Origin of the sequence: Paraburkholderia piptadeniae (assembly GCF_900007165.1) — a bacterium.
GTDB lineage: Bacteria > Pseudomonadota > Gammaproteobacteria > Burkholderiales > Burkholderiaceae > Paraburkholderia > Paraburkholderia piptadeniae.
Map to the genome: position 1 here is coordinate 1 of NZ_CYGY02000038.1, position 14,310 is coordinate 14,310.

At 57.9% G+C, this 14,310-nt stretch carries 11 protein-coding genes and 2 pseudogenes; 10 read left to right on the top strand and 3 right to left on the bottom strand.

Going from position 1 to position 14,310, the window contains the following annotated elements; genetic code table 11:
- Positions 1-693: 693 nt before the first annotated feature.
- Positions 694-1,155 carry a DUF305 domain-containing protein gene (locus tag BN2476_RS20855; protein WP_162849259.1) on the top strand — a complete coding sequence of 154 codons (462 nt, stop codon included), beginning with the start codon at positions 694-696 and terminating at the stop codon, positions 1,153-1,155.
- Positions 1,152-2,630: a YncE family protein gene (locus BN2476_RS20860; RefSeq protein ID WP_087736069.1), complete on the top strand. Its 1,479-nt coding sequence runs from the start codon at positions 1,152-1,154 to the stop codon at positions 2,628-2,630. The genes BN2476_RS20855 and BN2476_RS20860 overlap by 4 nt, the downstream gene beginning before the upstream one ends.
- Positions 2,631-2,672: 42 nt before the next feature.
- On the opposite strand, the pseudogene BN2476_RS20865 reads toward BN2476_RS20860, so the two are convergent.
- Positions 2,673-3,098: pseudogene (locus BN2476_RS20865) on the bottom strand (cation:dicarboxylate symporter family transporter); the annotation flags it as partial.
- A 197-nt stretch (positions 3,099-3,295) separates the two neighbouring features.
- Here BN2476_RS20865 and BN2476_RS49940 point away from each other — a divergent pair.
- Both BN2476_RS49940 and BN2476_RS45605 read left to right on the top strand, forming a co-directional pair.
- Positions 3,296-3,406: pseudogene (locus BN2476_RS49940) on the top strand (SEC-C metal-binding domain-containing protein); the annotation flags it as partial.
- A 552-nt stretch (positions 3,407-3,958) separates the two neighbouring features.
- The gene (locus BN2476_RS45605) at positions 3,959-4,291 is read left to right on the top strand and encodes a hypothetical protein (protein ID WP_160111738.1); all 333 of its coding nucleotides are present in this window, start codon (positions 3,959-3,961) and stop codon (positions 4,289-4,291) included.
- Positions 4,292-5,233: 942 nt separating this feature from the next.
- Here the strand turns inward: BN2476_RS45605 and BN2476_RS20885 are convergent.
- Positions 5,234-6,043, bottom strand: a complete 810-nt coding sequence (locus tag BN2476_RS20885) for a transporter substrate-binding domain-containing protein (RefSeq protein WP_143811015.1) — start codon at positions 6,041-6,043, stop codon at positions 5,234-5,236.
- Positions 6,044-6,270: 227 nt separating this feature from the next.
- On the opposite strand from BN2476_RS20885, the gene BN2476_RS20890 reads away from it, so the two are divergent.
- The 5 genes from BN2476_RS20890 (at position 6,271) to BN2476_RS20910 (ending at position 11,122) form a co-directional block, all read left to right on the top strand.
- Positions 6,271-7,257, top strand: a complete 987-nt coding sequence (locus tag BN2476_RS20890; protein WP_087736074.1) for a LysR family transcriptional regulator — start codon at positions 6,271-6,273, stop codon at positions 7,255-7,257.
- Complete coding sequence (locus BN2476_RS20895) at positions 7,202-8,659, top strand: aspartate ammonia-lyase (protein WP_218274530.1); 1,458 nt, start codon at positions 7,202-7,204, stop codon at positions 8,657-8,659. The genes BN2476_RS20890 and BN2476_RS20895 overlap by 56 nt, the downstream gene beginning before the upstream one ends.
- A gap of 91 nt (positions 8,660-8,750) precedes the next feature.
- Positions 8,751-9,491 (top strand): amino acid ABC transporter permease, encoded by a 741-nt coding sequence (locus BN2476_RS20900; RefSeq protein WP_087736076.1) that lies wholly within the window; start codon positions 8,751-8,753, stop codon positions 9,489-9,491.
- Positions 9,488-10,276, top strand: coding sequence for an amino acid ABC transporter permease (locus BN2476_RS20905; protein ID WP_087736077.1), 789 nt, complete (start codon positions 9,488-9,490; stop codon positions 10,274-10,276). The genes BN2476_RS20900 and BN2476_RS20905 overlap by 4 nt, the downstream gene beginning before the upstream one ends.
- Before the next feature lie 45 nt (positions 10,277-10,321).
- On the top strand, positions 10,322-11,122 hold the full coding sequence (locus BN2476_RS20910) for an amino acid ABC transporter ATP-binding protein (RefSeq protein ID WP_087736078.1): 801 nt from the start codon (positions 10,322-10,324) through the stop codon (positions 11,120-11,122).
- A 1,003-nt stretch (positions 11,123-12,125) separates the two neighbouring features.
- Here BN2476_RS20910 and BN2476_RS20915 read toward each other — a convergent pair.
- On the bottom strand, positions 12,126-12,632 hold the full coding sequence (locus BN2476_RS20915) for a winged helix-turn-helix transcriptional regulator (RefSeq protein ID WP_087736079.1): 507 nt from the start codon (positions 12,630-12,632) through the stop codon (positions 12,126-12,128).
- A gap of 607 nt (positions 12,633-13,239) precedes the next feature.
- On the opposite strand from BN2476_RS20915, the gene BN2476_RS20920 reads away from it, so the two are divergent.
- A complete protein-coding gene (locus tag BN2476_RS20920; protein WP_087736080.1) occupies positions 13,240-14,124 on the top strand; it encodes an N-acetylmuramic acid 6-phosphate etherase in 885 nt (294 codons plus the stop codon).
- The last annotated feature ends 186 nt before the right edge of the window (positions 14,125-14,310 follow it).

The window sequence follows — 14,310 nt, forward strand, 5'->3', positions numbered from 1 at the left end:
TTTAACTCGGGATACTAGTCCCAAGGGCAAGAAGCGCTGCGTCGCTTGAATGCCGACTATCCGGACCACTCGAAACAGGGAGATCCTCTCGACCGTTGTACCCTTGGTTTCGGGCGCGGCATAAGTTGGGGAGTCGGCATGATGTGTGATGTACTGAACCGCTGACGCGGTAGGGGAGGAGAGCGAGAGCCGATGGCTGACGTTCATCGGTGGCGGTGAGCTGGCGCACGATCCCGACGAGGAGACGCGGACACCTACAGAAGCAGTATGTGGATGCCCACTCGGACTTCACCACTGTATCCAGGAGGTTCCCCATTACCCCACTGCGTCAACCGGTTTAGTACAAGGGGCGCTATGTAAACCTCCGCATAGCGACCCGTATCGGCCGTTCAGACTCGTGCGGATCCAAGGGCCGCTTTTGAAGTTCTTCGGCACCTCGCTTCGCTCCGGTCTATAACCAGAGTGGGCCATGCGAGGTCATCTTCGGATCGTTCTCCTCACGCACCACCATGCCTGCACGATCCGATGACCTGCGCGATAGTTCACCGGTAATTTGACAGCACTCGACAGCGATGCCCCGGCAGCCCAATCGCGCCTGGAATCCTCATCTGCGCGAAATCCAATGAGATACCTGTTTGCCACAACGGGAGAACCATCGTGCGTATCCGAAATCCTCGTAACTTGCGGACGATCATGAAGATCATCATCGCGGTGGTCCCGGCGCTTTGCGATACGCCTGCCTTGACGGCCGGCTTACAGACCGACGCTACGTCTAACGAAACGCTCTTCCTGACGGAGAACCATGCCGCCATGACAAGAATGATGGACGGCATGTCCGCGAGACCTACGGGTGACGTCGATCGCGATTTTGTCGCAATGATGGTGCCTCACCATCAAGGTGCCATCGATATGGCGCAGGCCGAATTGCGTTACGGACACAACGAACAGTTACGCCGTATCGCGCAAGAGATCGTTGTCGAGCAACAACAGGAAATCGTCGCCATGCGCGTCGCACTCGGTCAACCATTGCCAGCACCTGCCCCCGCTCCGGACCAGCAACAGCCCGCTTCCATACCTGCCGCCCCTGCTCACCGGACGCCCGACCATGGCATGCCAATGAACATGCCAAACCCTATGCAAGGGGAGCAACAATGAAACACGAATCCGCCATCGCCATCGCGTTGTCTGCGGTCACGCTGGTAACAGCGCAGATCGCGTGGGCTGGGCAGGCCCCTGGATCGCAGTCCGATCCTGACATTCCCGTAAGCCATCACGATCGCGTTTACGCTGCTGAACAGTTCTCGAACACCGTGTCGGTGATCGATCCCGCCGACAATAAGCTGCTTGGTTTGATTCGCCTCGGCGATCCGTCGCCGGGCAATTTCAGTCCGTTGTACAAAGGTCAATTGCTTGTGCACGGCATGGGTTTCTCGCCGGACCATCACACGATTGCGGTTGTCTCGATCGGATCGAATTCGGTTTCATTCATCGACACGGAGACTAACGCCGTCAAGCATGTCACCTACGTCGGCCGCTCTCCTCACGAGGCATTCTTCACGCCCGATGGAAAAGAGGTCTGGGTGACCGTGCGCGGGGAAAACTACGTTGCGGTGCTCGACGGAAATACATACAAGGAGAAATCACGCATTACTGTCCCGTCTGGCCCCGGCATGCAGATCTTCTCACCGGACGGAAAGTACGGTTATGTCTGTTCGTCCTTCAACCCGGAGACCGAGGTGGTGTCCGTGGCCGACCACAAGATCGTCGGCACGGTCAGGCAGGCCAGCCCCTTCTGTCCCGACCTGGCGGCAACGCCCGACGGCAAGCAGGTCTGGTTCACGCTCAAGGACACCGGCAAGGTCCAGGTGTTCGATGCAAGGCCGCCATTCGCGCTGATGAAGACACTAGACACAGGCCCGATTACGAATCACGTGAACGTCGTGCATAACGCCAACGGCACGTTCGCGTATGTAACGATCGGCGGCCTGAACGTGGTCAAGGTGTTTCGAACCGACGACTTTTCGCAGGTCGCGACGATACAAGTCGGCAACTTGCCACATGGGCTATGGCCGTCGGGGGACGGCAGCCGCATTTATGTCGGGCTCGAAAACGCCGATGCGATGACGGCGATCGACACACTGACCAACACGGTCATCGCAACGGTGCCCATCGGGCAAGCTCCACAGGCTGTCACTTATGTGCCGAATGCGGTGCCGGAAGGTAAGGCTACGCAGAACCTGCAAGCGCTAGGTCTGGCTGGTCAGAGCGTTCATATTGTGCTTGTGCCAGCGGGGTCGGGCAAGACGGCGGATACCGCCAATGTGCCTACGACTGTCGCGTTGTTCGACCAGGGGCTCGTACAGGTTCTCCAGGCCGCCGTCACTGGCCTGCAACCGAAGCAGCCGTACGTACTAGGTCTTGCCGATAACGCCGATGGCACGGGTGACCTGCAAGTGCTCGCGAATTTCATGTCCAATCCCGCGGGCTCGGCGATCGTCAATGCGCTCGGGCAGGTTCGCCAACTGGTCACACCAGGAATGGGCAATGCCGGTGACAAGCGCCGCTACCTCGTAGTCGCCCCGCAAGGGTCGGGCAAGCTTGGTGCACCCGTACAGGTGCAGTCGCCGTGATGTTCTATGAGGTCGGCGAGCCGACACGGTCACGGGATCGAATCATTTGTATGGGACCGTTTGGGGATCGGTAGCAGTCGTTGCGCGTACGGCCGGCGACCACGAATCGCCTCGGTCCCGCGCGCCATTGCTCAACGTCGTCGCGAGCGTCACTCGATCGAGCCCGCCTTCCCACGCCGATACCAGGATCGTCGCCACGCCATTGCCCACGATGTTGGTCAACGCCCTGCATTCGGACATGAAGCGATCGATGACGAGAATCAACACCATCGCGCTGACCGGCACGGTCGGCACAACGGGCAGGCTCGCAGCGAGCGAGGAGCCAGTGCCCGTCACGCCCGTCGATCCCTTCGGGGTCAGCATCGTGACGAGCTGCAGCGTGATTTCCTGCGCGAAAGATAAGTGCATATTGGTCGCCTGCGCGAGAAGCAGCACCGAGAGTGTCATGTAGATGTTGGTGCCATCGATTCGGGGTGGAACATGAGCACGGCAGCGAGGCACGTGATAACCCACAGCGCGAGCAACGCCTTACCGAGTTTCAGTGCAGTGTTTGCGATGGCGGTCGGGAAAAATCGCTTCAGCACGAAGAAGATCGTGAAGTTGACGATCGCAAATGCGATGAACATGCCATCAAGGAGTTGTCGATTGAGGACAAAAAAAAGCGCGCAAACCGCCCCCATGATTGGGGCATGCTTATGGCTATGAAAATCGGACGCAATGAGCGTTGTCCATGTGGGAGCGGGAAGAAATATAAGCATTGTCACGGATGGATTGCGTCCGAACCAGCGCGCCAAACTTTGCCACCACGGCTAGCAAAGGCTGTTGCCGAGGCAAGCTCGAAAGCTATGGCCAAGGAGGCACAACGCGTCGCTCAACAAGGGCTGGGCCGACCGATCATTAGTGCGGAGATTGGCGGACGCAAAGTCGTCGCCGTACGCAATAAGCTATATCACGTCAAGGGTAAGACGTTCCACGACTTCCTTGGAGATTATCTCAGGGACGTCTTGGATCCTGCGTGGGGAAACGCAGAACTCAAGAAGCCGTTGAGTGACCGCCATCCCATTCTCCAGTGGTATGACAGTATCTGCAATTTGCAGCACCGTTCCGGTTTAACGGGTGACTCCATTGTCCAAGTCGAAGCGAACGGCGCATCATCCGCCTGGCTTCGCTTGGCATACGACCTGTACGCATTGGACCACAATGCTGAGCTGCAGAAGAAGCTGGTCGGCCGACTTAAGAATCCGGATATGTTCCCGGTGCCCGATATGAAACCTACGTTGCTGCCGCAATGATTCGGGCCGGATTCGACATCGTGTTTGAAGATGAAGATGACCGCTCCGCAACTCACTGCGAATTTGTCGGTAGGCTTCGCTTCGACGGAATACATATTGCCGCTTGCTTTGTACCCTCAACAATCAGCAACGTGCATTTTTCAGTTGCATGACGGGCAGCAAGTGATTGTGAGCGTTCCCCTTTCGGCTGCAGAGTTGCAAGCCTATAGACGGCATCCTGCAACGTTCTTTGAACGTATTGAGCCCTCTGCGGGGCAAACGATCGAAACACCGTTCAAGACGTTTATGTGGTTGCTTGAAGCGCACAAAAATGCAACGCGCGCAATTGCTCGCGAATATGGCCGGCTCGCCCAATTTCGACGTCCTTGAGCGGCTTACTGATCGGGATCTTCTAGAGGAATATGCCGAACGGATGACGTGGATAATTTGGGTGCAGACTTCGAAGAACAAATCGGAGACTCCATAGCGACCAAAAACGCCAATGCCTGAAGCTGAAAATCTCTCCGTGGATGCAAGCGTGCGAAGGCAAACAGATGTCGAAGACTTCGGCCGCTTAACCGGAGTCAAATGGCTTCGAATGACCGAAACGCATCGAGGTTCTGCCATATGTCAATATCAAGCGGGCGTCGTTTCCTGGCCGACTGTACTCATTCACAGAAGCCGCCCGATAGCTGCCGCTGAACATTTTCGACGGCAGCTCTTCAGAACCTCATCGAACTGGTGTTCTCGGCCACAAACCGCCGTTCACATGCGTCGTCGGTGGACCGTTCAGGCGTCGGCTCCACCCCGTAACCGGCCATCCGATTGTCGACGGCGAACGCTCCTTCATCGGCCTTTTCGGCCGTGAACAACTTCCCCATCGCCGTTGTCCCTCAACGACCGCTTCCCCGAGGAGTTCCCGCCTGACGTTGAATTTCCTGAAAGGAGCGCGCCGAACCATGTCGTTGTCGAATGGCAAGTGGTCGGACCAGACGGCGCGCAGAGACGTAACGCGCCCTTCGTCATCATCGATACGCAGGCGATCGACCGCTACGAAAGCATCAACCAACAGGGGCAGACGAGGATTACGTCGCGAATTCCCGAAATCTTGCGGGATCGAGGCGCTCACTATGAGCCTTCTGCTCCCGTCGACGTAGCCGAACCATTCATCGTCGAGATTGACGCGGTTGACATCAAAGGTCCATTCGCCTTTCTGCGTCCGGCAATTCGTGCCCGGTACATCTCGCGGACCCACGCGCGTCACGTGGTCAATCAGTCGGCATGCCGCGCCACAATTCGACGCGCCATGCACGATGCGCACGCGATAGCGCCTTACATCACCTTCTTGTGCTCCGTCTGGAGCCACTCTGAGGACGGCAAGCCCCACTTCTTTTCCAGATTGATCAGTTCGCCGCTCTTGTGCCACGAGGCAACCGTGTCCGACAAGAATTTGCTCAACGGCGTGTTCGCGTTTTGCTTCGCAACGGCCAGGCCCCATGGCTGCACGTCATCCGGGGGCAGCGGCGCATCGAAGTCCTTGAGCTTGCTGTCGCTGAGCAACTGCGCAGTCACTGTGCTGTCTTCGACGAAGCCTACACAGGAGTTGTTGAGCAACGCGTTAATCGCTTGCGTGAGGTCCGCAAAGGCGGCAATGTTCACGCCGTACTTTTCGCTGACAGCCCTGTTGTAGTAGGTGCCTTGCACGCCGCACACGGTTTTCCCGTGCAGATCGGTCCAACTCTTGAATCCCGAGCCTTTGTGGGCAACGAAGCCGGTACCGCCGGCGTAGTAGAAAGGCTGGATAAAGTCGACGACCTTTGCGCGCTCCTGGTTGTACGTCATGCTCGCAAGAATGACGTCGATGCGTCCCTGCTGCAGAAACTGAATGCGGTTGGCTGGCTGAACCGGCACCATCTCGACCTTCACGCCCAGCCGCTTGCCGATGTCGCGAGCCAGGTCAGGCTCGATCCCGACGATTTGACCGCTTTGGTCGCGCATGCCAAACGGTCGGTAGTCCGTATTCACACCAATCTTGATTACGCCCGCGTTTTTGACCTGGTCTAACGCGTCGCCGCCTGCATGCGTCTGCGTGCTGAAAGCCGCCACACAGAGCGACAGGACAATTCCAAACACCGATTTCACGATGGACTCCTCCACGTTTTGACTCGTGCCAGTTTTCTATGGCCTTCCCATCGGACAGACACACACGTCCGAGCGATTCAAGCCTAGGCGTGCAGATACCGGTTTTCAAATAGTTGCGGCCCATTATTAGCAACGCTTTGGATAAGTATTAGCATCATTGATGTTAGATGCTTACCATTTGATCTGCTACTGAGTCGCGCATAGTCTACTGAAGAGAGGGATCACCCATGCCCGCCGTCAAGTTTTTGGATATGCAAACCCTTCAGATCTTTGTGACCACCGCCGAGGAGCGGAACATGTCGAACGCCGCAAGACGGCTCGGCCTGACCCAATCAGCAGTCTCACAAAGCATCCGGCAGCTCGAAGATCAGTTCGGTGTGGCGCTGTTCAATCGCGGGCGTCGCCCGCTGACTCTCACGGCTGCAGGCCTGGCGCTGCGCAATCGCGGTGTAACACTGCTCGAGGATATGAGTCGTCTGAAGGCTCACGTCATCGATGCAAGCAGAGGCATCAAACCGGATGTGCGTGTCGGTCTTGTCGATTCGTTTGCGGGGACGTGCGGGCCGGCGTTCATCAAAGCGATGTTGAACGAGTCCACTACGCTTTCGATTCGCACAGGCCTGACGCCATTTCACAGCGAAGCGCTCGTCGGTCGCGACCTCGATATCGTGGTCTCGTCAGATCCTTTGGCGGACCTCGACGGGATCGAGCGTCGGCGGCTGCTATCCGAACAGTTCGTGGTGATCACGCCAAAGCAGCACAAGGCGGCCATCCATACTCCGGCGGATCTGCGCGAGCTTGGGGAGGCATTGCCGATCGTTCGCTTTAATAGGCAGTCGCACATTGGTGCGCAGATCGAGCGCTACTTGCGTCGTATTGACGTCCGAATTGCGCGTCGCCTGGAAGTCGACACGGCCGACACACTGACATCGTTGGTCGCGGGCGACATCGGGTGGGCGATCACCACGCCCATGTGTCTGCTGCAAGCGGGTGAATACGCAAGAAAGGTGAAGCTGCACTTCCTGAGCGCATCGCATACGGGCCGCTCGCTATACCTCCTTGCGCGCCGCGATGAGTACAGCCATCTGTTCGATGAAGTCTACGCGATCGCACATTCGATCGTGTCGACTTCCCTGCTGCAACGGCTTGCAGAAATCCATGCCGGACTTCCCAAACTGGTTGACATTGATACGGAGACCGAACATGAGCAATAGCAGTGGCACCGATGCCTTGACGCGAACCGAGAGCGACTATTGGGGCGATGTCAGCATTCCGCGCCAAAAGCTGTATGGCGTGAATTCTGTGCGCGGTGTAGAGAATCTGAGCGTGTCCAAGCGGACCATCGCGGATGTGCATGAATTCGTAAAGGCGTTCGCACTATGCAAGTGGGCAGCGGCGCTTGCGAATCGCGACCTCGGCGTCCTGACGGACGACCAGTGCCGCGCGATCGTCGGCGCATGCCGCGAGATCGCGGATGGCCAGCACGCTGCCTCCCTGGTCGTTGACTTGCTGGAAGGCTCGGGCGGTACGTCCACCAACATGAATTTCAATGAAGTGATTGCCAATCGCGCACAACAGCTGCTCGGGGGCCTTCCCGGCCGCTACGACCTCGTGCATCCGAACAATCACGTCAATCGCTCGCAATCGACCAATGATGTCTACCCGGCGGCCATGAAGATGGCGGTATACGATCTGCTCGCGCCGCTCGTCGACGAGCTGTCCCTGCTGACGCAGGCGTTCGAAGCTAAGTCCGGTGAATTTGGCGACGTGCTGCATCTGGGCAGAACGTGCCTGCAGGACGCGCAGCCGATGCGACTGGGCCAGGTCTTCGGCGGCTATGCCGCGCTTGCGAACCGCCTCGCCGACGAGTTGCGGGCGGTCCGCGAAAAGCTGCTCGTGCTGCCGCTTGGGGGTACCGCCATCGGTACGGGGTTTGGTTCGCCGGCCGGCTACCGGCGCGCGGTATTTGCCCATCTAGTCGAGCTGAGCGGCATTTCCTATTGCGCGCCGGACGATTCCTTCGACGCCATGCAGAACCTCGATGTGTTCTCACGCGTCTCCGCGGAATTGCGCGTGTGCGGCACGTCTCTAGGCAAAATCGCTGCGGATTTGATTCTGCTGTCGTCCGGGCCTGTCGGTGGACTCGGGGAGATCACGTTGCCGGCGGTTCAAGCGGGTTCATCGATCATGCCAGGGAAGGTCAATCCCGTCGTGCCGATGTCAATCGTGCAGTTGGGCATGGCGGTCGTCGGCAACGATACGTGTGTCGCGCAGGCTGTGCAGTATGGACAACTGGAGATCAACCACTTTGAACCCGTGGTCGCCGACCGGATATTCGAATCGGTGGGATTGTTGACGAATGGAGTGCGCCTGTTCCGGGAAAAATGCGTGCAAGGGATTCGGGCAAACGTCGTTGTCAATGAGCGGCACCTCTTTGAATCGATGGCGGTGGCAACGGCGCTCGTGCCTACGCTTGGATACGCCAAGGTCAGCGAGCTGGCCCGCAAGTCTGTGCACCAGGGGCAGCCGCTGCTCAAAATTCTTGAGGAGACGGGAGTGCTCAGTGCGACGGAGGCTCGCCGTCATATCGAGGAATCGACGCATCCGGCGTTCTGATGTTTCGCGCTACGGAAATTGGTGGAGATCAGAGGCGACACAGCGGTGAACATGATTCAAATCGAACGCCGCCTCGATGAGGAGCAACGATATGACTAGCATCGCCGGATTCTTTCAGTGGTTGAACAGCCACTTCGGCGTCAACTTTTCGGTGTTTTACGACGCGTTCGAATGGAACACGTTTGTGCACGGCATCGCGATGACATTCATGCTTTCGATCGCGTCCATCGCCGGAAGCGTAATGCTGGGCGCGGTTGGCGCGTTCTTCCAGCGTTCGCCTTCACGTGGGCTGCGCATGTGCGCTGACGCCTATGTGTGGGTGTTCCGCAATACTCCGCCGCTTGTGCAGCTGTATTTCTTCTACTTTGCACTGGGCCCTTTCCTCAGTCATCTGGCCGGCTCTCCCACGCCGCTACTTGGCAATATCGGATGGGCGGTGGTGTCGCTGATCCTGTTTGCCGGGGCGTTCAATGTGGAGATCTTCCGCTCCGGAATCGAGGCGGTGCCATTTTCGATGCTGGAGGCGGCCTCGTCGCTTGGGATGAGCCATTTGCAAACCTTCAGAAAAGTGGTGATGCCGCTAGCGGTACGGATCAGTTTGCCCGCGCTCGGCAATAACCTGATCAATCTGATCAAGACGACGACCAACGCATACGCGATCGCCGTACCCGAGCTTCTGTACGTATCGTCCCAAATATGGGCTCAAAACCTGAACACTCTGGAGATGATGCTCGTTTTGCTGGTCTTTTACCTAGGGGTTATCGGCGCCTTTGTGGTGCTGATGAACATGCTCGAAAAGTCGATTGCCGTACCTGGCTGGGGAAAAGCATGAGCACTCGTCATCCGTTTTTGTCATCTTCGTCGCTGCTGCTCGGGACTGCCGCGGTGTTCGTCTCGACGTGCCCTGGTCTGGCTGTCGCGCAGGCTTCCACGGTCAGCGCGGACGGCATTGTCTGGGCCACGGTGATTCCGTGGCTCCTGGTTATCCTCAAGGGCTTTGCCTTCGACGTATTGATCAGCTTCGTCGCAATGGCCATCGGGACTGTGCTGGGCACAGTGGCCGGTATTGGCCAGGTGTCTCACCACAAAGGGGTACGCATTGCGAGCCGGTGGATCACACAGTTCTTCCGGAACGCACCATGGCTCGTCGTACTGTTCTTCTGCATCTATCTGATGCCGTATGAGATCAACGTATTGGGTTTGTCGGTGCCATTCCCTGCCTGGGCCAAGGGCATCGTAGGTCTTTCCTTCCCGGTGATGGGCAATGTGTCCGAAGTCGTCCGCGGCGGCATTCAGTCATTGCCTACCGGCCAATGGGAGGCAGCGGCGGCGCTCGGGCTCACGCGCAAGCAAACGCTGCGTCTCTGCATCCTCCCGCAAGCCGTCAGGCGCATGGCCGCGCCCTGGATGAACACCTATGCAATCCTGATGATGTCTACGCCGCTCGTTTCGATCGTGGGCGTCGACGACAGCGTCAGCATGGCGAGTTCAGTACTGTCCGCACTCGCCAATCCCGCGCTGATGATGCCGGTATACGGCCTCATTCTCGTGCTCTTCTTCGCATACTGCGCACCGATCGCGATGCTGACCAAGCAACTTGAGCGTCGCTACCGATAAGCCGGCGACCAGGTCAATCAAATGCAGCAAATTTTGGAGACAGATATGCTTGCCACTCAGCGAATTGAAACTACATCATCGGGCGCGCGTCCCTCACCTTCCGCCGTAGCGGAGGCTATCGTGTCGGTGCGGGATGTGAAGAAGTCCTTTGGCGCACACCAGGTGTTGCGCGGCGTGTCTCTCGAAGTAGAGAAGGGGACGGCAGCGGCTTTGATCGGTCCGTCCGGGTCTGGAAAATCAACGCTTCTGCGCTGCATCAACGGCCTGGTCGACATCGACGGAGGTGAAGTCTACGCAGCGGGACATGCCGTTCACACCCTGCACAGCGACACGGAGCGCATCGCGCTGCGCAAGGACGTGTCCATGGTATTTCAGCAATACAACCTTTTCCCGCACATGACCGTTCTGGAAAACGTGATGCTCGCGCCACTTAACGTTCTGAAGCAGCCGAAGGGAGAGGTCGAGCACCGCGCGGTCGAACTTCTCGCGAAAGTGCGTCTCGCCGGCAAAGAAAAATCCTTTCCTGGGCAGTTGTCGGGAGGGCAGCAACAGCGTGTCGCGATCGCGCGCTCCCTTGCGATGCGGCCCGACGTGATGCTGTTCGACGAGGTGACTGCAGCGCTCGATCCTGAGACGGTAAAAGAAGTGTTGAACACGATCCGGGATCTCGTTGCAGAGGGTATGACCAGCATTCTTGTGACGCATGAGATGCGCTTCGCACGCGAGGTCGCACATCAGGTTTTTTTCACGGACAAAGGGCTTATCGTCGAATCCGGATCGCCGAAGGATTTCTTCGATGCGCCGCAGGACCCTCGCACACGCGAATTTCTAAGCCATGTCCTGTGACTATGAACGCCTCGTGGCAGGAGCGCCACGCTCGCGTTTCTCGATGAGCACTCGATCGCGTATGAGGTAACAGAAGAAGCGCCGATCTGACGCGAAGACATGCTTCGGTCGACAAATCACAAGAGGACCGGAGTAAAAGCGAATGGCCGCAGCCCGATTGCGGCCCTCTCACAGCGCGCGGCGTCTGACGCCGATCTGCCCTTCGCGCTCACGGTTCACACCTTGGCAAGCGGGCGTTTTCATGCCGTATCGCCTTTTCATCGGCTCTTGGGAAAGAGGAGCATGCGGCACTCGCCGATAGCATTTAATAACCCATTCTCAAGACGCGTAGCATAGTCACGGACTCGTTCGGCTGCGAGAGGAGAAGCGAATACTTCTTCGGTTGCGGCGTGCCCGCTCGGGGCGTCGCTAACGATGCTCAGGCTATGGTTCAAAGGGTAGCACCCGCATGCGGCTTTTTGGGGGTCGACACAGATTTCCGGGCGGACTACGGTGTGACGCACACTCTTGCAAGCTCGCGAAGCGCGACACGTCGCGAACGGCCCGCTCCAACAGCCTCTTTATTTCAGATTTGTTCCGTTTTTTAGGATTCGCATCACATCAAAACTCGTCCTGCAAATAATATGTAATTAGAATAGTTGCAGTTCGAGTACAAACCATAATTGATGTGATCGGCCTCCGAAAATAAAATTCCACCGGCACTACGAGAAGTAAGCGGAGGTTCTGTTAAACGCTGTTTAAAGCGCCACCCTAATCGTGCGAGGAAATCCAATGTCATTTACGAACTTGATTTCGGATCTAATACATTCTCAATCTTGGCCTGCTGTGCTCGATGAGCGTGCTAAACTCAAAGACAAGCCTGCGGTTTATGCATTGATGCATCAGTATCCGTTCGGCCGATTGCGAGGGGAAAGCCCCCGTATGCGATACAAAATACGGAAAAAGGGATGCGTGTCAATGGGGGACGAGTGAGCGTGTGGGAATCAGTCATGCGCTGCATGAATCACACAAGCTTCCCGACCTTTACTGCGTCTTGTCGTGCCGCGCGCTCCTGCGCGTAGGAAGGGCTCAGTTCAGCCTTTAGATCTTCGCGTCGCAATGGCTCACCACAGGCTTGGCAAACAGTGCCAATGCCAGCATCGTGGCCGCAGGTGAGATGCGTATAGCGCACCGCGACGTCCTCGTCCGGCGACTTGTGCCACGTTTCGCCCCATTCGCGAAGAGCTAGGATGACCGGGTAGAACGCTCGCCCCATCTCCGTGAGCTCGTATTCGTAACGAGGGGGCTTTGTCATGTAGCGCTTGCGCTCGATCATGCCGTCTGCTTCCAGCCGTTTGAGGCGGGACGAGAGCATCTGCGGTGTCGCCTGCGACTGCGCCAGCAGGCCGTCGAACCTTCGATTTCCCATGAACAGTTCGCGCACAATCAGGACAGCCCAGCGGTCGCCGATAACAGCCTGAGACCGCGCGACCGGGCACAGCGTATCGCTCTTCTCGGACAATGCAGCCATTCAAAACCTCGCAACGAACGTAAGTATGATAATCATAGCAATGATGGCTCGGTTCGCCCCGCAACGCACGCGCAAGTAACTACTGACTGCGCGGCCTGCGCGGATCACGGGCTCCTGGCAGAGTACGTTCAAACTGACCGCCGATCAGGCTTTGGATAGCTCGCCGTCGGTGACACGCCAGATACCGCGAGGGTTGTTATGCCGCAACGCTTGCCGCGCCACAGCGCCCGACTGGCGACGCGGAGGAGTTCCGACAGGATCTCGGGAGTCTTGGTCTTCGTGGCTTGCCTCAAACGAAGTTGAACGTCAGACGGGCGGCGAGCGGCTCACGGGTCTTGAGGAACAGGGTCTCTTCAGGGGTGACGCACAACGGATATTCGATTCTTCGAAGCTTCGTGCGCAATGCGGCAGCGATCAAGCACTCCAACACGTGGTCTCGGGATGGGGCATACAGTGTTAGCCACCACTCCCTCGGCAAGCGTTTTCGTCTTTTTGTTATTTTCGTGTCGGAATAAGCTAGGGAAGGGCGTGACGAATGGGCGAGACTGTTCAAGCCGGTCCGTGACCCATCCTCTGGCGACCAAACCTGCGCCCGGAATGAATCGCGATGCAAAACAGCACAGAAATCCCGCACCCGCAGCATCCCGACCTGGACCTGTATCCGGTCGATCGACTGGTGGAGGTTCTGGTTGAGGACCAACTTAACGCCGCTCAGGCAGTCTGGGCAGCCCGTGCACAACTGGCCGAAGCGGTACGTCAAGCGATCCCCCGAATCGCGGCAGGGGGCCGACTGATCTACGTGGGTGCCGGCACCTCGGGACGTCTCGGATTGCTTGATGCGGTGGAGCTTTATCCAACCTTTTCGTGGCCTCGGGCTCGAGCAATCGCGCTGGTGGCCGGCGGTGCCGACGCGCTTACCGATGGAGTAGAGGGTGCCGAGGACGACGGTCAGCAGGGCGAGGTGGATCTGCTGGCTGTGCGGCCGGTAGCCAACGACGTGGTGCTCGCCATTGCTGCGTCGGGTTGTACCCCTTACGTACTTGGAGCACTGCGTGCGGCGTGCGCGAGTGGCTCACTCACGATTGGACTCGCCAATAACCCGAATGCCCCAGTGCTGGCTGCCGCACAGATCAGCATCGCGCTCGTGACCGGGCCGGAAATCATTTCGGGCAGTACGCGTCTGAAGGCCGGGACGGCGCAGAAGATTGCCCTGAACAGTTTCTCGAGCGCCTTGATGGTGGGATTGAAGAAAGTATACGGCAACCTGATGGTTGACCTGCGACCAGTCAATGCAAAGCTGGTGCAACGTGCCATCAGCCTGACCATGCACGCGACGGGCATGTCCGAGGAAATGGCCCGCAGCACGCTTGTTTCATGCGGATATCAGGTCAAGGTGGCGATCGTGGCGCTCAAATGTGATATTGGTGCGGACGAGGCGAGGGCGCGCCTGGCGGTGGCAGGGGGCAATGTGCGTCAGGCCCTGCGAGGGTGACAAAAACCGAAGGCCGGCGTTGGCAGGTAAATCATCCGAAACGTCGAGCTTCAGTGTGTCAGTAAGTCTAAGAAACCTCGACCTCCGACAACGGCAAAAAGTGACCTCTGGTAACGGATGGCGCTTGTCGGGTCGACTGCGGAAGTTCGGCACGGCAACGGGAACGATAATGAAGCAACGTGGCCG